General features: G+C 56.3%; 18 protein-coding genes. 14 read left to right on the top strand and 4 right to left on the bottom strand.

Annotated features, from left to right (window positions below):
• Nucleotides 1–108: 108 nt before the first annotated feature.
• Both metK and CPA59_RS19670 read right to left on the bottom strand, forming a co-directional pair.
• Complete coding sequence (gene metK / locus CPA59_RS19680) at nt 109–1,263, bottom strand: methionine adenosyltransferase (RefSeq protein WP_038665452.1); 1,155 nt, start codon at nt 1,261–1,263, stop codon at nt 109–111.
• Between the two features lie 179 nt (nt 1,264–1,442).
• Nucleotides 1,443–1,784, bottom strand: coding sequence for a hypothetical protein (locus CPA59_RS19670; RefSeq protein ID WP_038665453.1), 342 nt, complete (start codon nt 1,782–1,784; stop codon nt 1,443–1,445).
• A gap of 176 nt (nt 1,785–1,960) precedes the next feature.
• Between CPA59_RS19670 and CPA59_RS22940 the strand changes: the two genes are divergently transcribed.
• From CPA59_RS22940 to CPA59_RS19625, 10 genes are all read left to right on the top strand, one after another.
• Nucleotides 1,961–2,119: a hypothetical protein gene (locus tag CPA59_RS22940; RefSeq protein WP_157987325.1), complete on the top strand. Its 159-nt coding sequence runs from the start codon at nt 1,961–1,963 to the stop codon at nt 2,117–2,119.
• A complete protein-coding gene (speA, locus tag CPA59_RS19665; protein ID WP_038665455.1) occupies nt 2,112–4,088 on the top strand; it encodes a biosynthetic arginine decarboxylase in 1,977 nt (658 codons plus the stop codon). Before CPA59_RS22940 ends, speA begins: the two co-directional genes overlap by 8 nt.
• Before the next feature lie 219 nt (nt 4,089–4,307).
• The gene (gene tsgA, locus CPA59_RS19660; protein WP_038920297.1) at nt 4,308–5,501 is read left to right on the top strand and encodes an MFS transporter TsgA; all 1,194 of its coding nucleotides are present in this window, start codon (nt 4,308–4,310) and stop codon (nt 5,499–5,501) included.
• 443 nt (nt 5,502–5,944) lie between these two features.
• Nucleotides 5,945–7,939: a transketolase gene (gene tkt, locus CPA59_RS19655; RefSeq protein WP_049854706.1), complete on the top strand. Its 1,995-nt coding sequence runs from the start codon at nt 5,945–5,947 to the stop codon at nt 7,937–7,939.
• A gap of 325 nt (nt 7,940–8,264) precedes the next feature.
• Nucleotides 8,265–9,281, top strand: coding sequence for an erythrose-4-phosphate dehydrogenase (epd, locus tag CPA59_RS19650; RefSeq protein ID WP_107760501.1), 1,017 nt, complete (start codon nt 8,265–8,267; stop codon nt 9,279–9,281).
• Between the two features lie 67 nt (nt 9,282–9,348).
• Nucleotides 9,349–10,512, top strand: coding sequence for a phosphoglycerate kinase (gene pgk, locus CPA59_RS19645; RefSeq protein ID WP_038920293.1), 1,164 nt, complete (start codon nt 9,349–9,351; stop codon nt 10,510–10,512).
• A gap of 185 nt (nt 10,513–10,697) precedes the next feature.
• Nucleotides 10,698–11,774 carry a class II fructose-bisphosphate aldolase gene (gene fbaA / locus CPA59_RS19640; RefSeq protein WP_024107364.1) on the top strand — a complete coding sequence of 359 codons (1,077 nt, stop codon included), beginning with the start codon at nt 10,698–10,700 and terminating at the stop codon, nt 11,772–11,774.
• Nucleotides 11,775–11,865: 91 nt separating this feature from the next.
• Nucleotides 11,866–12,750, top strand: coding sequence for a small-conductance mechanosensitive channel MscS (gene mscS, locus CPA59_RS19635; protein WP_107760499.1), 885 nt, complete (start codon nt 11,866–11,868; stop codon nt 12,748–12,750).
• A gap of 157 nt (nt 12,751–12,907) precedes the next feature.
• The gene (locus CPA59_RS19630) at nt 12,908–13,708 is read left to right on the top strand and encodes an IclR family transcriptional regulator (protein WP_167389581.1); all 801 of its coding nucleotides are present in this window, start codon (nt 12,908–12,910) and stop codon (nt 13,706–13,708) included.
• A 122-nt stretch (nt 13,709–13,830) separates the two neighbouring features.
• On the top strand, nt 13,831–14,559 hold the full coding sequence (locus CPA59_RS19625; protein ID WP_038920291.1) for an oxidative stress defense protein: 729 nt from the start codon (nt 13,831–13,833) through the stop codon (nt 14,557–14,559).
• Between the two features lie 53 nt (nt 14,560–14,612).
• Here CPA59_RS19625 and CPA59_RS19620 read toward each other — a convergent pair whose 3' ends face one another.
• On the bottom strand, nt 14,613–15,506 hold the full coding sequence (locus tag CPA59_RS19620) for a LysR family transcriptional regulator ArgP (protein ID WP_038665480.1): 894 nt from the start codon (nt 15,504–15,506) through the stop codon (nt 14,613–14,615).
• A gap of 195 nt (nt 15,507–15,701) precedes the next feature.
• Here CPA59_RS19620 and rpiA point away from each other — a divergent pair, with 195 nt between their 5' ends.
• Together rpiA and serA are read left to right on the top strand one after the other, a co-directional pair.
• The gene (gene rpiA / locus CPA59_RS19615; protein ID WP_049854705.1) at nt 15,702–16,364 is read left to right on the top strand and encodes a ribose-5-phosphate isomerase RpiA; all 663 of its coding nucleotides are present in this window, start codon (nt 15,702–15,704) and stop codon (nt 16,362–16,364) included.
• A gap of 303 nt (nt 16,365–16,667) precedes the next feature.
• Nucleotides 16,668–17,900 carry a phosphoglycerate dehydrogenase gene (gene serA / locus CPA59_RS19610; RefSeq protein WP_038920288.1) on the top strand — a complete coding sequence of 411 codons (1,233 nt, stop codon included), beginning with the start codon at nt 16,668–16,670 and terminating at the stop codon, nt 17,898–17,900.
• A gap of 87 nt (nt 17,901–17,987) precedes the next feature.
• On the opposite strand, the gene CPA59_RS19605 is transcribed toward serA, so the two are convergent.
• The gene (locus CPA59_RS19605; protein ID WP_107760903.1) at nt 17,988–18,989 is read right to left on the bottom strand and encodes a zinc-binding alcohol dehydrogenase family protein; all 1,002 of its coding nucleotides are present in this window, start codon (nt 18,987–18,989) and stop codon (nt 17,988–17,990) included.
• Nucleotides 18,990–19,099: 110 nt separating this feature from the next.
• Between CPA59_RS19605 and CPA59_RS19600 the strand changes: the two genes are divergently transcribed.
• Both CPA59_RS19600 and CPA59_RS19595 read left to right on the top strand, forming a co-directional pair.
• The gene (locus tag CPA59_RS19600; RefSeq protein ID WP_038920287.1) at nt 19,100–19,996 is read left to right on the top strand and encodes a LysR family transcriptional regulator; all 897 of its coding nucleotides are present in this window, start codon (nt 19,100–19,102) and stop codon (nt 19,994–19,996) included.
• A 508-nt stretch (nt 19,997–20,504) separates the two neighbouring features.
• Nucleotides 20,505–22,211: a methyl-accepting chemotaxis protein gene (locus CPA59_RS19595; RefSeq protein WP_107760497.1), complete on the top strand. Its 1,707-nt coding sequence runs from the start codon at nt 20,505–20,507 to the stop codon at nt 22,209–22,211.
• Nucleotides 22,212–22,281: the final 70 nt, after the last annotated feature.

Here is a 22,281-nt window from a genome sequence, read left to right as displayed (position 1 = left end):
TGGCAGCTTACGGTCTGGGCGGGCCGGATGCAATAATGCCCGCGGCGGCTCTACAATAAAAAACGGCGAAGCAGAGGCTTCGCCGTTTGGCATGACAGCGCGGGTCGATTATTTCAGACCGGCGGCGTCACGCAGTTTTTCTGCCACGTCGGTTTTTTCCCACGGGAATTCCGCACGGCCGAAGTGGCCGTAAGCCGCGGTTTGCTGGTAGATCGGGTGCAGCAGGTCCAGCATCTGGATCAGGCCGTACGGGCGCAGATCGAAGAACTGGCGGACCAAATCGACCAGACGGTCGCTGGACACTTTCTCGGTGCCGAAGGTTTCCACCATGATGGAGGTCGGCTCCGCTACGCCGATAGCGTAGGACACCTGAATTTCACAACGATCCGCCAGACCGGCGGCAACGATGTTTTTCGCCACATAACGGGCGGCGTAGGCAGCGGAACGGTCCACTTTGGACGGGTCCTTGCCGGAGAACGCGCCACCGCCGTGACGTGCTGCGCCGCCGTAGGTATCGACGATGATTTTACGACCGGTCAGGCCGCAGTCGCCCATCGGGCCGCCGATCACGAAACGGCCGGTCGGGTTGATGAAGTATTTGGTATTGGCGGAGAGCCATTCAGACGGCAGAACCGGCTTGATGATCTCTTCCATCACCGCTTCCTGCAGATCTTTCTGCGCGATGGATTCCGAATGCTGGGTAGACAGCACCACCGCATCGATACCGACGATCTTGCCGTTGTCGTATGCGAAGGTCACCTGGCTTTTGGCGTCCGGGCGCAGCCACGGCAGGGTGCCGTTTTTACGCACTTCGGACTGACGCTGTACCAGACGGTGCGCGTAAGTGATCGGCGCCGGCATCAGCACGTCGGTTTCGTTGGTCGCGTAACCGAACATCAGGCCCTGGTCGCCCGCGCCTTGTTCCAGCGGGTCTTTACGGTCAACGCCCTGATTAATATCCGGAGATTGTTTGCCAATCGCGCTCAGTACGGCGCAGGAGTTGGCGTCAAAACCCATCTCGGAGTTGACATAACCAATTTCGCGGACGGTGCGGCGCGTGATTTCTTCGATATCAACCCAGGCGCTGGTGGTAATTTCGCCACCAACTAACACCATACCGGTTTTTACGTAAGTTTCGCAGGCAACCCGCGCTTTGGGGTCCTGCTCCAGAATCGCGTCAAGGACGGCGTCGGAAATCTGGTCAGCGATTTTATCAGGATGTCCTTCGGAGACCGACTCGGACGTAAAAAGGTGTTTAGCCATGAGTTTCTTTACCTTATAAGCTAAAGCCGTTAAGCAATATATACCCGTCGTACTTCAAGTTGCAGGTGTGTTGGCCTTCCTGCAACTCGAATTATTTGGGGTATTAAGTTAATCAGTATAGATGGATTAACATCTGGACGGCTATTCTAGGTCACACTGTAGCCCCATGCCAGCAGTTTTTATGCCGCACGGGCCGGTTGAAGATGTTCATCGGCATCTTTTGCAGAAATGATAGGGTTTTTTACCATTTTCATTTTGCTTTTCCGGGGCCGGATAGGTATAAACGGCGGGCGGTTTTGTTGTCCGTAATTCGGGCGATTCCGGCGCGCTGCGCGACGCTTATCCAGGGTGATGCGCGAGCGTTGGCGACGGGGTTCGGCCCGATACTGTTTGACCATTTTCCTGATGGTTTTTCGTGATAGCCTGACCGCATCATCTGCGGCGAGCGTGGAGGTGATAGGATTAATGATCCGTTGTTTATTGAGTGAGTTGCGCCCGCTGCGCTTTTCTTCTGACGCCATCGCGTCACTGACTCAATCCTTTCCGACATTTGCCCGAAGTTGCCTGTCCCGCAGCGCAACGCAGGACTCCCGAGCTGGCTAACCTGCTTTTTTCTCCGCGCCAGTGAATGCGTTTGCATTCTTCCTGGTGATGTTTTCCCTGGTTTTCACCGACCCGAACCTCGGAGTCTGACATCGTGTTTTACACTAATAAGAGTCATAAAACGGCGGCATACTACTGCCCGTCGGGTTTTTCACTGCCGACGTCGCGCGCTTTTGCCGTGCCGCCGGTGTTTGTTGCGGGAAAAAATGTGATTATTCATCAAGAAGTGGAAGAAGGGGATCGCCATGTCTGACGATATGATTCAACCGTACTCGTCAGCGGCGGGTAAACACGATCATCTGCGCTCCATGCAGGAGGTAGCCATGAATGACCGCGACGCCAGCGAGATGCTGAGAACCTATAATATTGCCTGGTGGGGCAATAACTATTACGACGTCAACGAGCTGGGACACATCAGCGTGTGCCCGGATCCGGATGTGCCGGAAGCGCGCGTTGACCTGGCCAAGCTGGTGAAAACCCGTCAACAGGGCAACCAGCGTCTGCCGGCGCTATTCTGCTTCCCGCAGATTCTGCAGCACCGTCTGCGCTCCATCAACGCGGCGTTTAAACGCGCGCGTGAGTCCTTCGGCTATGAAGGCGGCTATTTCCTGGTATATCCCATCAAAGTTAACCAGCATCGCCGCGTGATTGAATCGCTGATCAATTCCGGCGAGCCGCTGGGACTGGAGGCGGGTTCCAAAGCCGAACTGATGGCGGTGCTGGGCCACGCCGGTATGACCCGCTCCGTAATCGTCTGCAACGGCTATAAAGATCGCGAGTACATCCGTCTGGCGCTGATCGGCGAAAAGCTGGGCCACAAGGTGTATCTGGTCATCGAAAAGATGTCGGAAATCAACATGGTGCTGGAAGAAGCCGAGCGGCTGAACGTGGTGCCGCGTTTGGGCGTGCGCGCTCGTCTGGCATCGCAGGGCTCCGGCAAATGGCAGTCGAGCGGCGGCGAAAAATCCAAGTTCGGCCTGGCGGCGACGCAGGTGCTGCAACTGGTGGAACTGCTGCGCAAGGCCAATCGCCTCGACAGCCTGCAACTGCTGCACTTCCATCTCGGCTCACAGTTGGCGAACATCCGCGATATCGCGACCGGCGTGCGTGAATCGGCGCGTTTCTACGTCGAACTGCACAAGCTGGGCGTCAACATCCAATGCTTTGACGTGGGCGGCGGTCTGGGCGTCGATTATGAAGGAACCCGTTCGCAGTCCGATTGTTCGGTCAACTACGGCCTGAACGAATACGCCAACAACGTCATTTGGGGTATCGGCGACGCCTGTAACGAATACGGCCTGCCGCACCCGACGGTGATCACCGAATCCGGACGCGCCGTCACCGCGCATCACACCGTACTGGTGTCCAACATCATCGGGGTGGAACGCAACGAATTCAGCGAACCGGTAGCGCCGGATGAAGACGCGCCGCGCGCGCTGGAAAGCCTGTGGAATACCTGGCAGGAAATCAAGGAGCCGGGCAACCGTCGCTCTTTACGCGAGTGGCTGCACGACAGCCAGATGGATCTGCACGACATTCACACTCAATACACCCACGGCATGCTGGATTTGACCCAACGCGCGCAGGCGGAGCAGCTGTATCTCAATATCTGTCAGCAGATTCAGCAGCAGCTTGATCCGAGCAACCGCGCTCACCGGCCGATTATCGATGAACTGCAGGAACGTATGGCGGACAAGCTGTACGTTAACTTCTCGCTGTTCCAGTCGATGCCGGATGCCTGGGGGATCGACCAGTTATTCCCGGTGCTGCCGCTGGAAGGGCTGGACAAGCCGCCGCAGCGTCGCGCGGTGCTGCTGGATATCACCTGTGATTCCGATGGCGCCATCGACCACTATGTCGACGGCGACGGCGTCGCCACCACCATGCCGATGCCGCCGTATGACCCGGAAAACCCGCCGCTGCTGGGCTTTTTCATGGTCGGCGCTTATCAGGAAATTCTCGGCAACATGCATAACCTGTTCGGCGACACCTCCACCGTGGACGTGTTCGTATTCCAGGACGGCACCGTCGAACTGGAAGAGTCGGACGAAGGCAACACCGTGGCCGATATGCTGGAATATGTGCAGTTGGACCCGGACGTGCTGATGTCCCGCTTCCGCGATCAGGTCAAGGAAACCGATCTGGCGCCGGAACTACAAGCACAATTCCTTGAAGAATTTGAAACCGGCTTGTACGGTTATACGTATCTGGAAGACGAATAATATTTCGTACGGAAAGGTTGAGTACTGACGAGGTACTCAACCTTTTTCTTTTTCAGGGTGGCAGAATAGCCGGTTCTGATTGCTCTGCGGAATCGGGTTCCAGTTAGTATGTTGTTGCATACGGCTTATAAATACTTTGATGATAACGTTGTGGCGCAATACCGATACTGAATGTGGTATGGCATTGCGCTTTTCATATTTGATGACAGGAAAGGGTATATGTCTGATCTGAATCGTCAGCGGCTATTTTTTACCAGCTGCTTTTCCTATGCGTTGACCGGTGCGCTGGTTATCGTGACCGGTATGGTCATGGGTGATATCGCCCAGTACTTCAATGTTCCGATAGCCAATATGAGCAATACCTTTACGTTTCTGAACGCCGGTATTTTGCTGTCCATTTTCCTCAATGTGTGGCTGATGGATATTTTCCCGCTGAAAAAACAGTTGGTCTTCGGTTTTGTCCTGATCGTGCTGTCGATCATCGGGCTGTTCGTGGGTAAATCGCTGGCTGTCTTTTCCGTCTGTATGTTTACGCTGGGCGTGGTCAGCGGCATTACCATGTCGATCGGCACCTTCCTGATTACGCAACTGTATTCCGGCCGCCAGCGTGGCGCCCGCCTGCTGTTCACCGATTCGTTTTTCAGTATGGCCGGCATGATTTTCCCGATTGTGGCCGCGGCATTATTGTCCCGCCATTTCGGCTGGTACTGGATTTACGCCTGTATCGGGCTGCTGTACGTGGCGATTCTGGTGCTGACGCTGTTGTCTGACTTCCCCGCCATCGGCACGGATAAAACCAGCGCTCAGAAAACGGCTGTCGAGACGGAAAAATGGGGCATGGGCGTGGTATTTCTGTCGATCGCCGCGCTGTGCTACATCCTGGGACAACTGGCGTTTATCCAGTGGGTGCCGGAATATGTGACCAAATCCTTTGGCATGAGCATCGGCGATGCCGGCGAACTGGTCAGCAGTTTCTGGACGTCATACATGATCGGCATGTGGGTGTTTAGCTTTGTGCTCAAGTTCTTTGATTTGCAGCGCGTCGTTACCGTACTGGCTATTCTGGCCGCCGGGGCGATGTACCTGTTCGTGAGCAGCGATCAGCCCCAACTGCTGAAATACTTCATCTTCGGCCTGGGCTTTATTTCCAGCGCTATCTACACCACGCTGATTACGCTGGGTTCCCAGCAGACTAAAGTGCCGTCGCCGAAACTGGTGAACTTCATTCTGACCTGCGGAACGGTCGGGACCATGCTGACCTTTATCGTCACCGGGCCGATCGTACAACACTTTGGCGTGCATGCCGCACTGGTGACCGCCAACGGCCTGTATTTTGTGGTGTTCGTGATGTGCTTCCTGCTGGGGCTGGTGACCCGTCACCGCCTGCACGGGCATGAGGCCGCCGCGCATTAATCGGGGATAAACTCCGGCCAGTAACACCAAAAGGCATCCCTGGGGATGCCTTTTTTTATCAATCTTTCTGATGGATGCCGCGTGATTGTTTAGCGGACGCGATCGCCCCGAGCCAGACGAACCGCCGCCCCGGTGAGTGCTGCGATTATATCCGTGCAAAATTATACCGCCCAAATGTAATGAAAAATCGCGGGCGTAAACAGGCAAAGCTGCTACATCGTGTGAGCTGGAACGAATAAAACCGCCCTGATAAAGCGAAAAGCCTGCTATCCGGCCTGCATGTCAGCAGATCCGTGCGTTTTTTCCGCTTGCTGTTCCATGTGCAATCGGCTGGGTTTTCATGTACATTTGTGGATATCTTTTCTTTGCCTTTTTGAGCTAACACATTGATTAATATGTTTTATGTTCGACAGGCAACTGTTCAATCCGATCTGGAGTAAAGCATGTCCTCTCGTAAAGAACTTGCCAATGCTATCCGTGCGTTGAGTATGGATGGCGTGCAGAAGGCCAAATCTGGTCATCCGGGCGCACCGATGGGTATGGCGGATATCGCCGAAGTCCTGTGGCGTGACCATTTGAACCACAATCCGGCCAACCCGCACTGGGCCAACCGTGACCGCTTCGTGCTGTCCAACGGCCACGCATCCATGCTGATCTACAGCCTGCTGCACCTGACCGGTTACGATCTGCCGATTGAAGAACTGAAAAACTTCCGTCAGCTGCACTCCAGAACGCCGGGTCACCCGGAAGTGGGTTATACGCCGGGCGTGGAAACCACCACCGGCCCGTTGGGCCAGGGGATCGCCAACGCAGTCGGTATGGCGATTGCCGAGCGCACGCTGGCGGCGCAGTTCAACCGTCCGGGTCATGACATCGTTGACCACCACACCTATGTGTTCCTGGGTGACGGTTGCATGATGGAAGGGATTTCCCATGAAGTCTGTTCGCTGGCCGGGACCCTGAAACTGGGCAAACTGGTCGCCTTCTACGATGACAACGGCATTTCCATCGACGGCCACATCGAAGGCTGGTTTACCGATGACACCGCCGCCCGTTTCGAATCCTACGGCTGGCATGTGGTGCGCGGTGTTGACGGCCACGACGCCGACGCTATCCAGCGCGCCATCAAAGAAGCGCAGAGCGTGACCGACAAACCGTCGCTGCTGCTGTGCAAGACCGTGATCGGTTTCGGTTCGCCGAACAAGGCCGGCACCCACGATTCCCACGGTGCGCCGCTGGGCGACGCCGAAGTGGCCGCCACCCGCGAACAGCTGGGCTGGAAATACGGTCCGTTTGAAATCCCGGCTGATATCTACGCCGCCTGGGATGCCCGCCAAGCCGGTCAGAGCAAAGAAGCGGCCTGGCAACAGGCGTTCAACGCTTACGCCAGCGCTTATCCGGAACTGGCTGCCGAATTCACCCGTCGCGTTAGCGGCGAACTGCCGGCTAGCTGGCAGGCGGAGTCGGCTAAGGTGATCGAACAACTGCAGGCCAATCCGGCCAAGATCGCCAGCCGTAAAGCCTCGCAAAACGCGCTGGAAGCCTATGGCAAGCTGTTGCCGGAATTCCTGGGCGGTTCCGCCGACCTGGCGCCGAGCAACCTGACCATTTGGTCCGGTTCCAAAGCGTTGAATGAAGACCCGGCGGGCAACTACATCCACTACGGCGTGCGCGAATTCGGCATGACCGCTATCGCCAACGGTATCTCGCTGCACGGCGGCTTCGTGCCGTACACCGCGACCTTCCTGATGTTCGTTGAATATGCCCGTAACGCGGTGCGTATGGCGGCGCTGATGAAAGTGCGCAGCATCTATGTCTACACCCACGACTCTATCGGTCTGGGCGAAGACGGCCCGACCCACCAGCCGGTGGAACAGCTAGCCAGCCTGCGCGTGACGCCGAACATGAGCACCTGGCGCCCGGCGGATCAGGTAGAAACCGCGGTGGCCTGGAAATACGCCATTGAGCGCAAAGACGGCCCGACGGCGCTGATCCTGTCTCGTCAGAACCTGGCGCAGCAGGATCGTACCGCTCAGCAGTTGGCGGACGTCGCCAAAGGCGCCTATGTGCTGAAAGACAGCGGCGGCCAGCCGCAGCTGATTCTGATCGCGACCGGTTCTGAAGTGGAACTGGCGGTTGCCGCCTGGCAGAAACTGACCGACGAAGGCGTTAAGGCGCGCGTGGTGTCCATGCCGTCTACCGATGCGTTCGACAAACAGGATGCGGCCTACCGTGAAGCGGTACTGCCGTCTGCTGTGGCTGCCCGTGTGGCGATCGAAGCCGGCATCGCTGACTACTGGTACAAATATGTCGGTCTGAATGGCGCGATTGTCGGTATGGAAAGCTTTGGCGAATCCGCGCCGGCAGAAAAACTGTTCGACGTATTTGGCTTCACCACCGACAACGTGGTTGCGAAGGCGAAAGCATTGCTGAAATAAGCACATCGCTTTGTTAGCCTCTCATGCAAGGCCGGGATCGTCTCCCGGCCTTTTTTGATCCCGTCAGCTTTTTGGTAGCAAACCGTGCGGTAATTTTTTGACGCAGATCACTCTTCTGGCATCCACCCTGTCGCCATATTTCCTTTGACCGGCAATTCGTTTATGCTAGCTGAAGCGTTTCAGTTGTTGGTGTGACAGCATTTGGCCGTCGGGATCCCAATCGGATCCGGTTCGCAGCCCACCGCGCGCAACAAGCGGTTTATTCCTGACGACGTACTGATTATTCTATGATGCGCGATGCTTTTATCACTACACAGGGAATTTCATGACAATCCGTATTGCGATAAACGGTTTTGGTCGCATAGGTCGTAGCGTACTGCGCGCGTTGTATGAGTCCGGTCGGCGGGCCGAGATTGCGGTAGTGGCGATTAACGAACTGGCCAACGCCGAAGGGATTGCCCACCTGCTTAAATACGACAGCAGTCATGGCCGCTTTTCGTGGGATGTGCGTCAGGAATGCGATCGTTTGTCGGTAGGGGATGACACTATCCGCCTGTTGCATGAGCCGGACCTTCGTTCCCTGCCGTGGGGGGAGCTTGGCGTCGATATCGTGCTGGATTGCAGCGGGGTATATGGCAGTCGCGCCGATGGCGAAGCCCATCTGACGGCGGGGGCGAAGAAAGTGTTGTTCTCCCACCCCGGCGCGCCGGATCTCGACGCCACCATCGTGTACGGCGTCAACCATCCGGATTTGCAGCCGGTTCACCGTCTGGTGTCCAACGCGTCCTGCACCACCAACTGTATTATTCCGATTATCAAGCTGCTGGACGATGCGTACGGCATCGAGAGCGGCACCGTCACCACGATCCATGCATCGATGAACGACCAGCCGGTGATTGACGCTTATCACCATGACCTGAGGCGCACCCGTGCGGCCAGCCAGTCGATCATCCCGGTGGACACCAAACTGGCGGTGGGCATTACCCGTTTCTTTCCGAAATTTGAAGACCGTTTTGAGGCGATTTCGGTGCGGGTGCCGACCATCAATGTGACGGCCATTGACCTGAGCGTCAGTGTGAAAAACGCGGTAAACGTAAGTGAAATCAATACGCTGTTTCGTCAATCAGCGCAGAATACATTTCGTGGTATAGTTGACTATACCGATTTGCCGTTGGTTTCCGTGGATTTCAACCATGACCCGCATAGCGCGATTGTGGATGGAACGCAAACCCGGGTCAGCGGAGGGCATCTGATCAAGACGCTGGTCTGGTGCGATAACGAATGGGGCTTTGCCAACCGGATGTTGGATACAACTCGGGCGATGGCGGCCTGCGGTTTCTGATAGGCGGCGCCGGGAGACCGACGCCTCACTCAAGCAACTTTAAAGAGAATCAACAAGAGGATTCACCATGGCTGTAATTAAGATGACCGACCTGGATCTGGCTGGCAAACGCGTGCTGATCCGTGCGGATCTGAACGTGCCGGTTAAAGATGGCAAAGTGACGTCTGACGCCCGTATCCGCGCTTCCCTGCCGACCATTGAAATCGCCCTGAAGCAGGGTGCCCGCGTGATGGTGACATCCCACCTGGGCCGTCCGACCGAAGGTGAGTACAACGAAGAATTCTCCCTGCTGCCGGTCGTGAACTACCTGAAAGATCGCCTGTCTTCACCGGTGCGTCTGGCGAAAGACTACCTGGACGGCGTTGACGTAGCGGAAGGCGAACTGGTTGTGCTGGAAAACGTCCGCTTCAACAAAGGCGAGAAGAAAGACGACGAAGTCCTGTCCAAAAAATACGCCGCGCTGTGCGACGTGTTCGTGATGGATGCGTTCGGTACCGCGCACCGCGCCCAGGCTTCTACCCACGGCGTGGGCAAATTCGCGCCGATCGCCTGTGCCGGTCCGCTGCTGTCCGACGAACTGGAAGCGCTGGGCAAAGCGCTGGGCAACCCGGCCCGTCCGATGGTCGCTATCGTGGGCGGTTCTAAAGTTTCCACTAAACTGACCGTGCTGGACTCGCTGTCCAAAATCGCTGACCAGCTGATCGTCGGCGGCGGTATCGCCAATACCTTCGTGGCCGCTCAGGGCCATAACGTCGGTAAATCGCTGTATGAAGCAGAACTGATTCCGGAAGCGAAGAAACTGCTGGAAACCTGTGATATTCCGGTACCGAGCGACGTTCGCGTTGCTACGGAATTCTCCGAAACTGCCACGGCGACATTGAAATCCGTTGCCGCCATTAAAGATGATGAACAGATTCTGGACCTGGGCGATGTGTCCGCAGAGCGTCTGGCTGAAATTCTGAAAAACGCCAAAACTATTCTGTGGAATGGCCCGGTCGGCGTATTCGAATTCCCGAACTTCCGTAAAGGTACGGAAATCATCGCCAATGCCATCGCCAACAGCGACGCGTTCTCCATCGCTGGCGGCGGCGATACGCTGGCGGCGATCGATCTGTTCGGCATTGCCGACAAGATCTCCTATATTTCTACCGGTGGCGGCGCTTTCCTGGAGTTCGTGGAAGGTAAAAAACTGCCGGCGGTGGTAATGCTGGAAGAGCGCGCTCGTCAGTAAGCGGTTTTAATCCGTTATCCGAAGCGGGAAACACGCCCGCTTCCGGTTGCCCGGTCAGCGGCCGGGCAACCAGCAAGTAAATCGTGCAGTAAAGCGTAATGATGCCGGCACAATCGCGGTTATGTCGGTAAGTAGCAACAGACAAATCTCTAACCCTCCACGGCCAACGAAACAGGACACGTGACATGTCTAAAATCTTTGATTTCGTAAAACCTGGTGTCATCACGGGTGATGACGTTCAGAAAGTATTCGCAATTGCCAAAGAAAACCACTTTGCATTGCCGGCGGTTAACTGTGTCGGTACCGACTCTATTAACGCCGTTCTGGAAGCCGCAGCCAAAGTGCGCGCGCCGGTAATCGTTCAGTTCTCCAACGGCGGCGCTGTATTTACCGCTGGTAAAGGTTTGAAAGCTGAAGGTCAGCAGGCGGCAATTCTGGGTGCGATTTCTGGCGCTCACCATGTACATCAGTTGGCTGAGCATTATGGCGTGCCGGTGATTCTGCACACTGACCATTGCGCGAAGAAACTGCTGCCGTGGCTGGACGGCCTGCTGGACGCCGGCGAGAAGCACTATGCCGCCACGGGTAAACCGCTGTTCTCTTCCCACATGATCGACCTGTCTGAAGAATCTCTGGAAGAAAACATCGAGATTTGCAGCAAGTATCTGGCGCGTATGGCCAAACTGGACATGACGCTGGAAATCGAACTGGGTTGCACCGGCGGCGAAGAAGACGGCGTGGACAACAGCCATCTGGACAACTCCGCGCTGTATACCCAGCCGGAAGACGTGGCTTACGCCTACGAAAAACTGAACGCCATCAGCCCGCGTTTCACCATCGCGGCGTCCTTCGGCAACGTACACGGCGTGTACAAGCCGGGTAACGTTCAGCTGACGCCGAAAATCCTGCGCAACTCTCAGGAATTCGTGTCCAAAAAATTCAACCTGCCGCACAACAGCCTGGATTTCGTATTCCACGGCGGTTCCGGTTCTTCTGCGGAAGAAATCGCCGAAGCGGTCAGCTACGGTGTGGTGAAGATGAACATCGACACCGACACCCAGTGGGCGACCTGGGAAGGCATCCTGAACTACTACAAGAAAAACGAAGGCTATCTGCAGGGCCAGCTGGGCAACCCGGAAGGCAGCGACAAGCCGAACAAGAAATACTATGACCCGCGTGTCTGGCTGCGTGCCGGTCAGGCGAGCATGGTAGCTCGTCTGGAAAAAGCGTTTAAAGAACTGAACGCGATCGACGTGCTGTAATTTTCTCAGTATGGTTTGACTAAGGCTCCTACGGGAGCCTTAATTTTATCTGCGCACAGATGACGCTAATAACGCTAACAGGAGCGAACAGATGGAAGAACTCAACGTAGCCGAAAGCATGGGTCGCCTGCAGTCATGGCTGGTAAACAACCAACATATCTTGCTGCAGTACGCGGTAAATATTGTCGCTTCGCTGGTGATCCTGTGCATCGGGATGCTTATCGCCCGCATTATGTCGAACACGATAAACCGGCTGATGGTGGCTCGCGGCATCGACGTCACGGTGGCGGATTTTCTGTCCGCGCTGGTGCGCTACGGTATCATCGCTTTTACGTTGATCGCGGCGTTAAGCCGGGTCGGGGTGCAGACCGCATCGGTCATTGCCGTACTGGGCGCCGCCGGCCTGGCGGTCGGTCTGGCGTTGCAAGGCTCGCTGTCGAACTTTGCCGCCGGGGTGCTGCTGGTGGTGTTCCGGCCGTTTCGTACCGGCGAATCGGTGGATCTGGGCGGAGTCGCCGGTACGGTGACGCAGGTGCAGATTTTCTCCACCACGCTGCTGACCGCCGACGGTAAAGTCATCGTGGTGCCGAACGGCAAGATTATCGCCGGCAATATCACCAACAGTTCCCGTGAGCCGGATCGCCGCACCGAAATTATTGTCGGCGTGGCGTATGACGCGGATATCGATGTGGTGAAAAAGGTGCTGGGCGACATTGTGGCGGCGGATACGCGCATCCAGCAGGATAAGGGCGTCACCATTCGTTTAAATGAAATGGGCGCTTCCTCGCTCAATTTCGTCGTGCGGGTATGGACCACCAACGGCGATGCGGCGGCGGTGTACTGGGACCTGCTGGAAAGCTTCAAACGCGCGTTGGATGAACACCGTATCGGTATTCCCTACCCGCAGATGGACGTGCACCTGCATCAGACCGCTTCTTCGGCGCAGACGGGCTCCCAGGGCGCGCCTACGCTGTAACAACACGCCTCCGGTCGGCACCTGATGACGGTGCGGAGGCGGTTTCCTCTATTGCATCACATAAAATGCTGTTTCATGATGGTCCCCGTCCCGTCAGAGGTTGATGTCCTGACGGGCGTTATGATGAGGAAGATCAGACGTGATAAATGAACATAGCATTGATGAAGAGGGGAAGGCGGAAAAGCCGCTGGGTAGCCAAAGCCTGTTTCGCGGTTTGCAGTTGATCGAAATACTGAGCGATTACCCCAACGGGTGCCCGCTGGCGCGGATTGCCGAGTTGTCCGGCATGAACAAAAGCACCGTCCACCGTTTGTTGCAAGGGCTGGCCGGGTGCGGTTATGTCGCGCCGGCACGGCAGCCGGGCAGCTATCGTCTGACCACCAAGTTCATCGCTATCGGGCAGAAGGCGCTTTCGTCGCTGAATGTGTTGCACGTGGCGGCGCCGCACCTTGAAGAACTCAACCTGACGGTGGGCGAGACCGTCAATTTTTCAACCCGTGAAGACGACCACGCCATCCTGATTTACAAGCTGGAACCCACCACCGGCATGATGCGTACCCGTGCTTATATCGGCCAGCATATGTCTCTGCACAGTTCGGCGATGGGCAAGATTTTCATGGCCTATGGCGCAGATGACTACCCGGCCGAATACTGGCATACCCATCAGGACAGCATTCGTCCGCTGACCGACAATACCATCATCGAACTACCCGACATGGAGCGGGAACTGGCGGAGATTCGTCGCCAGGGGCTGGCAATGGATCGGGAAGAGAATGAACTGGGCGTCTCCTGTATTTCCGCGCCGGTGTTTGATATTCAGCACCGGGTGGTTTATGCCGTTTCCATTTCGCTGTCGATGGCGCGTTTGCAGCAGATTGGCATTGATGCGCTGGTCGCGCCGTTGCAGGAAACCGCCCGGAACATTTCCCACGAGCTGGGCTTTACGCCGTCGGCGTAAGCGTCTTCGTTCGGTTTTCATCCGGTTACGTCATTCTTAACCGGTATTCGGACATTCGCCTATATTGAATGGAGCCTGCCCGCGGTAGGCTTTGTCATTCACTCACATGCAAAGGGGATAACGTGAAGCTGAAAGTTCTGGCACTGACCACTCTGCTTGGTATTGGTCTGTCGTCGATGACGGTTCAGGCCGGCAATGAATTACCCAGCGGGCCGCACATCGTGACTTCCGGCACCGCCAGCGTCGATGCGACGCCGGATATCGCCCGGCTGGCGATAGAAGTCAGCGTTTCATCCAAGGATGTGGCCGACGCCAAAAAGCAGGTGGATGAGCGGGTCGCGCAATATTTTGCTTTTCTTGATAAAAGCGGTATCGATAAAAAAGATATTAACGCCGCCAACCTGCGCACGCAGCCGGAGTACGACTACCTGAAAAACGGCGGTTCGGTGCTGAAAGGCTACCGGGCGGTGCGCCAGGTGGAGGTGACATTACGCCAGTTGGACAAACTCAACGAACTGCTGGACGGCGCGCTCAAGTCCGGTCTTAACGAGATTCGGGCGGTGGATCTGGGCGTCGCCAATCCGGACGCCTACCGCGAGCAGGCGCGCAAAAAAGCGATAGAACAGGCAACGCAGCAGGCGCAGTCGCTGGCTAGCGGGTTTAACGCCGCGCTGGGGCCTGTTTACAGCATCCGCTATCACGTCGCCAATTATCAGCCGGTGCCGGTCGCCCGCATGTTTAAAACGGCCGACATGGTGGCGCAAAGCGAAGTCTCTCAGACCTACGAACAACAGACTATTCACTTTGACGATCAGGTGGATGTGGTGTTTGAACTGCAACGCGCCCCCTGAGCCGGGCGCGGCGCAGCCCTAAAATAGACTGAATAGGGCTGCGGTTTTTAACGTCAGGACTGGCGCAGAACCTGACGCCCATGCGTGAGCAGGGCGTCGGTGACCTGCCGCATCATCCGGCTTTCCGGTGCAAAACGATGCCAGTACAGCATGCGGCGCTGGAACAGTCCCGGCGTCAGGTCGATCAGCTCGCCATTGGCCAGTTCTCTCTCGATTTGCAAATGGGGGATCATACAGCAGGTGGTGCCCTGACGAGCGAGCTGAACGAAGGCTTCGGACGAGTTAACGATGTGGCAGGGTACGCTGCCGGGCGGCAGATCGAAGTTCTGCTGCAAAAACGCCTGATGCATGTCATCCAGATGGTCGAACGCCACCACCGGCGCGCGCAGCAACGCGGAGCGGGTCACGCCGTTCGGGAAGTAACGGTTGGCGAATCCCGGCGACGCGACGAACAGGTAGTCCAGCGCGCCCAGTTTATCCACCAGACAGCTTGGCAACGGCTGAGGCTGAATACTCACCGCGCCCACCACTTCACCCCGGCGCAGGCGCTCCTGGGTGCGGGTTTCATCTTCCACCTGCAGATTCAGCCGGATCGGCGAATCCACCAGCACCGGTTGCAGCGCGGGCAGCAGCCAGGTCGCCAGGCTGTCGGCGTTGACCGCCAGCGACAGCAACAGCGGCGTTTCGCTGCTATTTTCGTTGCCCAGCCACTCTTCTTCCAGCAATTCCACCTGATGCAACAGCGCCAGTAGCTTCTGCCCTTGCTCGGTCGGACGCGGCGGAATCGTTCTCACCAGCAGCGGCTGGCCGAATAGGTTCTCCAGCTGTTTGATGCGCTGCGAGACGGCGGACTGTGTAATACAGAGTTTTTGTGCGGCGCGTTCAAAGCCTCGCTCACGGATCACGGCGTCCAGCGCCTGAAGGGTGCGATAGTCCGGGCGTTTCATGAAGGTGAAGATTCCTTTGCGTAAAAACCATTTCGGCAATATGCCACATTTTTGTGATGCACCGCCGAAAAAAATCGCCTGACTCTGCGCGCGAAGACTGAAATATTGCCGCGCTCAGGGTACAAGCCTCTGCTTTTGAGCATGCCATGCCCTATAATACGCACACGTTTTCGTAGCTACAGGCACAAGCACACCATGACGCAGGATGAACTGAAAAAAGCCGTTGGCTGGGCCGCACTCGACTATGTTCGCCCCGGTACTATTGTTGGCGTGGGCACCGGCTCCACCGCCGCCCACTTTATTGATGCGCTGGGTTCGATCAAGCATCAGATCGAAGGCGCAGTTTCCAGCTCGGACGCTTCCACCGCCAAGCTTAAAAGTTTGGGTATCCCGGTCTTTGACTGCAATGACGTCGATGTGCTCGATGTCTACGTGGATGGCGCGGATGAAATCAACCCGCACATGCAGATGATCAAGGGCGGCGGCGCGGCGCTGACCCGGGAAAAAATCGTGGCGGCGATCGCTCGTCAGTTTGTGTGTATTGTCGATGCGTCCAAACAGGTGGATGTGCTGGGACGTTTTCCGCTGCCGGTGGAAGTGATCCCGATGGCGCGCGCCTACGTGGCCCGCGAACTGGTCAAGCTGGGCGGGCAGCCGGTATACCGCGACGGGGTGATTACCGACAACGGCAACATCATTCTGGATGTGCATAACATGGATCTGTCCGATGCGGTGGCGATGGAAAACCGTATCAATGGGCTGGCCGGCGTGGTGACGGTAGGATTGTTCGCCAATCGCGGCGCGGATGTCGCGCTGGTAGGCTCATCCGACGGGGTGAAAACGGTTCGCCTGAAATAACTCGTTGTTGTTTCTTGCCCACATCCGGTGACGCTAACGGCGGCCGGATTTTTTTATCTAAAAAATCCGGCTATTCTTAACGGCTCATTTTTGGTACTTAATATCAGTTTTTCTTATTTCGCATCATCCCTGTGTGGTCCGGCTGGTGGTTGGCAGTATTTTTTGCCATGAAACCGTCTGAGCGAGGTGGCGCGAAAAAATGGGCAGGCAATCGTTTGTATTGCCGCTTGCGTATTTTTTGTTATGTTTGCAGAGACCGGTTTGCAAACCGTCATATCTGAAGTCTGAAAATAAGGTCGGGAAATGGCAAAGGTATCACTGGAAAAAGACAAGATTAAGTTTCTGCTGCTGGAGGGTGTACACCCGAATGCGCTGGAGAATCTGCGCGCTGCAGGTTACACCAATATTGAATACCATAAGGGGGCGCTTGACCCGGAAGCGCTGAAAGCATCGATTCGCGATGCGCACTTTGTGGGGATTCGATCGCGCACGCATCTGACGGAAGAGGTTTTCGCCGCTGCCGAGAAACTGGTGGCCGTTGGTTGTTTCTGCATCGGCACCAATCAGGTTGAACTGCCGGCCGCGACCAAACGCGGTATTCCGGTCTTCAACGCGCCTTTTTCCAATACCCGTTCCGTGGCCGAACTGGTGATCGGCGAATTGCTGCTGCTGCTGCGCGGCATTCCGACCGCCAACGCCAAAGCTCACCGTGGTATCTGGCACAAACAGGCGGTTGGCTGCTTTGAAGCGCGTGGTAAGAAACTGGGCATTATTGGTTACGGTCACATCGGTACCCAACTGGGTATTCTGGCCGAAAGCCTGGGGATGCACGTTTATTTCTACGATATCGAAAGCAAATTGCCGCTGGGCAACGCCCAACAGGTACGTCATTTGTCCGATCTGCTGAACATGAGCGATGTGGTCAGCCTGCATGTGCCGGAAACCGACAGCACCCAGAATATGATCGGCGCCGAGGAACTGGCGCTGATGAAGCCGGGTTCTATCCTGATCAACGCATCGCGCGGCACCGTGGTGGACATTCCGGCGCTGAGCAATGCGCTTGCCAGCAAGCACCTCTCCGGCGCGGCTATCGACGTGTTCCCGCAGGAACCGGCGACCAATAGCGATCCGTTCCTGTCGCCGCTGTGCGAGTTCGATAACGTGCTTCTGACGCCGCACATCGGCGGCTCTACTGAAGAAGCACAGGAGAACATTGGTGATGAAGTCGCCGGTAAGCTGGTGAAGTATTCCGACAATGGCTCCACGTTGTCTGCCGTCAACTTCCCGGAAGTGTCGCTGCCGACGCACAGCGACCGCGCCAGCCGTCTGCTGCACATTCATGAAAACCGCCCGGGTATCATGACGCAGATTAACCACATTTTTGCCGAGCAGGGCATCAACATTGCGGCGCAGTATCTGCAGACCAGCCCGGAAATCGGTTATGTGGTTATCGATGTGGAAACCGACGGCGCCGACACCGCGCTGCAACTGATGAAATCCATCCCTGGCACCATTCGCGCCCGTTTGCTGTACTAAGTGCGAGTGCCGGCCGGTTGTAACCGATAATTCGGCTTGATGAGGAAGCCAGCCCACCGGGCTGGCTTTTTTTACGCTGGTTTGGCGCTACAGCGTGATCACGACCTTGCCGCGCATATGACCGGCCAGTACGGCATCGTGCGCTTGTTTCAGCGTTGTCGTCGTCAGTCCGTTAAACGTCTGACTGAGGGTGCCCTGCAATTCGCCGCTATCCACCCGTTGCGCCACCTCGCGCAGGATTTCTCCCTGACGCGCGATGTCCGGCGTAGTGAACATGCTGCGGGTAAACATGAATTCCCAGTGCAGCGCCGCGCTTTTCAGCTTAAGTTGGTTCTGGTCCAACGGCCGGGTGTTTTCCACGATGGTGCAGATGTGCCCCATCGGTGCGATTAACCGGCTGATGGCATCCCAATGGCCGTCGGTGTCATTCAGGCAGAAAATGTAATCGACCTGCTCAATATTCTGCTTTTTCAATTCATCCACCAGATGGCGATAATCCACTACCAGATGCGCGCCCCGGTCGCGGCACCATTGTGCGGAGTCGGGACGGGAAGCGGTAGCAATGATCGTCGCTTCGCTGCGCTGCGCCGCCAGAGAAATAGCCAGCGAACCGACGCCGCCGGCGCCGCCGATAATCAGCAGCGTTTTACCTTTAGCCGCGTCCTGAATTTTCAGATGCTCGAATAATCCTTCCCAGGCGGTTAGGGCCGTCAACGGCAGGGCGGCTGCTTCAGCCCAGTCCAGCGTGGCGGGTTTATGCGCGGCTATACGCGCATCGACCAGTTGGTGCGTGCTGTTGCTGCCGGGGCGGGTGATATCGCCCGCATACCAGACTTCGTCCCCAGGTTGAAAACCGCTTACCGCTGAGCCGGCTTTGATCACCACGCCGCTGGCGTCCCACCCAAGAATGCGCGGATGTTGCAGGCCGTCCCGACGCAACCCGGCATGAACTTTGGTATCTACCGGGTTAACCGATACCGCTTTTACGGCTACCAGCAGGTCGTGCTCGCCGGGTTGCGGTAATTCGGCGGTGATTTCTACGAAGTTCTCGGGTTGTCTGGGGTCAACGGCTATTGCTTTTACTGTCATGATGCGTTTTTCCATTGTTACGTGTTGGACTGCATAACAGTGTAGAACCTGTCGATAGTGCTGATAAGATGGACAATTACTAACGAAGTGTTCGGCTATGAAGAACAATTATGTTCAAACAATTACAGGATATGGCGCTATTTACGCTGGTGGCGGAATGCGGCAGTTTTACCGAAGCCGCCAGACAGGCGGGCATGGCCAAGTCGAGCCTTAGCCTGCGCATCAGCCAGTTGGAGCAGTCGCTGGGGCTACGGCTGTTTAACCGCACCACCCGCAAGCTCAACCTGACTTTTGCCGGCGAACGCTATCTGGTGCATTGCCGGGAGATGCGGCAAGCCAGCGAACGCGCCGAGATGGCGATGCAGCATTTGCGCGATAACCCCAGCGGGCGTTTGCGGATCACCAGTCCGGCCGGCTTGGGGGCCACCCTGCTGGCGCGCCTGACCGCGGAGTTTCAGTCGCGCTTTCCGGCGGTCTCGCTGGATATCATTGTTGCCGACCGGGTAATCGATCTGGTGGAGGAAGGGTTTGACGCCGCGCTGCGCACCGGCAAGCCGCAGGATTCTTCGCTGATTGGCCGCTCGCTGGGGCGGGTTCCGCATTATCTGGTCGCGTCGGCCGGGTATCTGGCTGGCTCCGCGCCGATCGCGCATCCGCGTGAATTGCAGTCGCACCGGTGTATTGCACATCGAGCCTGGCCGGAGTGGGGATTTCACCATGAAGCGGAGTATTTCCTCTGGCGGCTGCCGCAGTCGCATATTACCGATAATTTGCTGTATGCCCGAGCCTGCGCGCTGGCCGGCGGCGGCATTACGTTGTTGCCGGAGTTCCTGTGCCGAGAGCAGTTGGACCGTGGCGAGCTGGTCTGCCTGTTGCCTGGGTGGCGGGCGGATACCAACGATCTGTATCTGATTTATCCCGGACGCAAACTGAATTCGCCCGCCCTGAACTGCTTTATTGATTTTGCCCTGAGTTTTGAGGCATTGTGTGATTATTCTGCTCGTTAAGCTGTATCTCGTTCTCCACGGAGCCGGAGATTTGATCACGCGTGATTACACGCTGCCCGTCCGCCTCGTCAGAGAACGTTATTGCTTGCCTTAATGGCTTCAAACCTGGTGGTTTTAAACCTCAGCGGTTTGAAACCGTGAAACCTTAATAACTTCATAGCTTCAAATCTTGCATCTTCTGGCTGCAAACGCGGTTTTTCCGGTTTATGTCCCTGCCACGCATGAATAACTCGGCCAGAAAAAGGAACCTGACCGTTTCTGTTGACCACTTATCAGCAGAGCATGCTACAGTCATCACGGTTTTTCTTTTTTAAAGAAACAACAATGCAATTAAATTAAAATGTTGTTTTGTTTTCCTGCTCCTGTGTGACGTCTGTTGCCTTTTTAGGCGCTTACGTGCAGTGGTCGGTGTTTGTCAGGAAAGAGTGAATGGCGCAAAGCTATACGTGCTTCTGCTGTTGACGCGGCGGAAGTGATCAGCATCCTGTAGTGAAAGTGAGAAATCGGAATGGCAGAACAAAAAGGGAATATCTCTTCCATAAATAACATTCGTCTTGTGACGCTCTTTATCACGCTGTTAACTATTATTCTGATTCTGTTTGCCCTCTCAATTGGTACTGCCAGTTATTTTCTCAAACAGAGTAATGCCTCTCTGGGGCGGGCTAATCTGGTGTCCGAGATCCGTGCCGGGATCAGCAGCAGCATGGACAATTTCCGTGTTTCCCGCCAGTTGCTGGTGCAGGCTGTAGCCGCATCGCGTATTGGTGATAAGGATTCCTACAATCAGGCTTTCAATGAAGGCATGGAACGCATCAAAAGCTCTCAGAAACGCTTTGATGACTATATGGCTCGCACCGATAAGTCGGATGAAGAGAAGGCGCTGGATGCTGACCTGACCACCAATTACACCGCCTATCGGGACAAAGTAATGGTGCCGATGGTGGAGTTTGTGCGTAACGGCGAATTCGAAAGCACCATTGAGCTGGAAACCTCGCTGGCGCGCCAGCTGGATACCAGTTATGCCGTGCAGGTACGAAAGGAAGTGAAATACCTGACGGACCATGCGAACAATATTAATACGCTGGCTTCTGATAATGCTCGTCTGGGGAATATCCTGATGGGCGTGTCGTTCATTCTGTCTATTCTGCTGGCAGCGTTGACTTATCTGGTGATCCGCCGGGCGATTCTGGTGCCGGTCAATGTGCTGATTACCCGTATCCAGAAAATTGCGCAGGGTGACCTGACGCAGCCGGCCGAAAATCTGGGGCGTAACGAAATCGGTATTCTGGGCCAAAACCTGCAGCATATGCAGGAGTCGTTGACCAACACCGTGACGGTGGTTCGTGAAGGCGCTGACTCTATTTATCAGGGCGCTTCCGAAATCAGCGCCGGCAACGTCGATCTTTCTTCCCGCACGGAACAGCAGGCGGCGGCGCTGGAGCAGACGGCGGCCAGCATGGAAGAGTTGACCTCCACGGTGAAACAGAACTCGGATAACGCCAACCATGCCAGCCAGCTGGCGCGCAACGCCTCCGGTAAGGCGGAGCAGGGCGGCAATATCGTTCAGGATGTGGTGAAGACGATGGGGGATATTTCGTCCAGCTCGAAGAAAATCTCTGAAATCACCAGTGTTATCAATAGCATTGCTTTCCAGACCAACATTCTGGCGCTGAACGCCGCCGTAGAGGCTGCACGCGCTGGCGAGCAGGGCCGGGGCTTCGCGGTGGTTGCCGGAGAGGTGCGTAGTCTGGCGCAACGTAGTGCGCAGGCGGCGAAAGAAATCGAATCTCTGATTGGCGAATCCGGCAGGCTGGTGGATACCGGTTCGGAACTGGTTGCCAGAGCCGGGAGTACGATGGAAGAGATTGTGAAAGCGGTAGTCAGCGTGACGGATATCATGGGGGAAATTGCTTCAGCGTCTGATGAGCAAAGCCGGGGCATCGGTCAGGTGAATCAGGCCGTGCTGGAGATGGAAGGCACAACCCAGCAGAATGCCGCGCTGGTGCAGGAGGCTTCGGCCGCCGCCGTCTCGCTGGAATCACAGGCTGAACGTTTGACTCAGGCGGTGGCGGTCTTCAAGCTGAGACACCACAAGGAAAACGAGCCGGTCCGCGCCTCGTTGCCATCCCGGCCGGTCGCTCAGCCGGTGCCGGCGGTAGCCGCTCTTGGTGCGGGCAGATCAGGCCGTAACGACCAGAACTGGGAAACGTTCTGATTGCAGTGATGTGTGGCGGTCATCAGCAGGCCACACATCTGATGGAATCAAATGCGATCGAATGAAAATG

The organism is Dickeya sp. Secpp 1600 (assembly GCF_003049805.1).
In the GTDB taxonomy this organism is placed as follows: Bacteria; Pseudomonadota; Gammaproteobacteria; order Enterobacterales; family Enterobacteriaceae; genus Dickeya; species Dickeya fangzhongdai.
The sequence above is the reverse complement of the archived record's forward strand: the minus strand, read 5'-3'. Positions and strand labels throughout refer to the sequence as shown.

Bases quoted from the DNA above. Each gene is read 5' to 3' on its own strand.
- speA (WP_038665455.1), top strand. From the start codon at position 2,112: ATGTCTGACGATATGATTCAACCGTACTCGTCAGCGGCGGGTAAACAC.
- mscS (WP_107760499.1), top strand. From the start codon at position 11,866: ATGGAAGAACTCAACGTAGCCGAAAGCATGGGTCGCCTGCAGTCATGG.
- CPA59_RS19670 (WP_038665453.1), bottom strand. From the start codon at position 1,784: ATGGCGTCAGAAGAAAAGCGCAGCGGGCGCAACTCACTCAATAAACAA.
- tkt (WP_049854706.1), top strand. From the start codon at position 5,945: ATGTCCTCTCGTAAAGAACTTGCCAATGCTATCCGTGCGTTGAGTATG.
- tsgA (WP_038920297.1), top strand. From the start codon at position 4,308: ATGTCTGATCTGAATCGTCAGCGGCTATTTTTTACCAGCTGCTTTTCC.
- epd (WP_107760501.1), top strand. From the start codon at position 8,265: ATGACAATCCGTATTGCGATAAACGGTTTTGGTCGCATAGGTCGTAGC.
- CPA59_RS19600 (WP_038920287.1), top strand. From the start codon at position 19,100: ATGTTCAAACAATTACAGGATATGGCGCTATTTACGCTGGTGGCGGAA.
- metK (WP_038665452.1), bottom strand. From the start codon at position 1,263: ATGGCTAAACACCTTTTTACGTCCGAGTCGGTCTCCGAAGGACATCCT.
- pgk (WP_038920293.1), top strand. From the start codon at position 9,349: ATGGCTGTAATTAAGATGACCGACCTGGATCTGGCTGGCAAACGCGTG.
- serA (WP_038920288.1), top strand. From the start codon at position 16,668: ATGGCAAAGGTATCACTGGAAAAAGACAAGATTAAGTTTCTGCTGCTG.
- CPA59_RS19605 (WP_107760903.1), bottom strand. From the start codon at position 18,989: ATGACAGTAAAAGCAATAGCCGTTGACCCCAGACAACCCGAGAACTTC.
- rpiA (WP_049854705.1), top strand. From the start codon at position 15,702: ATGACGCAGGATGAACTGAAAAAAGCCGTTGGCTGGGCCGCACTCGAC.
- fbaA (WP_024107364.1), top strand. From the start codon at position 10,698: ATGTCTAAAATCTTTGATTTCGTAAAACCTGGTGTCATCACGGGTGAT.
- CPA59_RS19595 (WP_107760497.1), top strand. From the start codon at position 20,505: ATGGCAGAACAAAAAGGGAATATCTCTTCCATAAATAACATTCGTCTT.
- CPA59_RS19620 (WP_038665480.1), bottom strand. From the start codon at position 15,506: ATGAAACGCCCGGACTATCGCACCCTTCAGGCGCTGGACGCCGTGATC.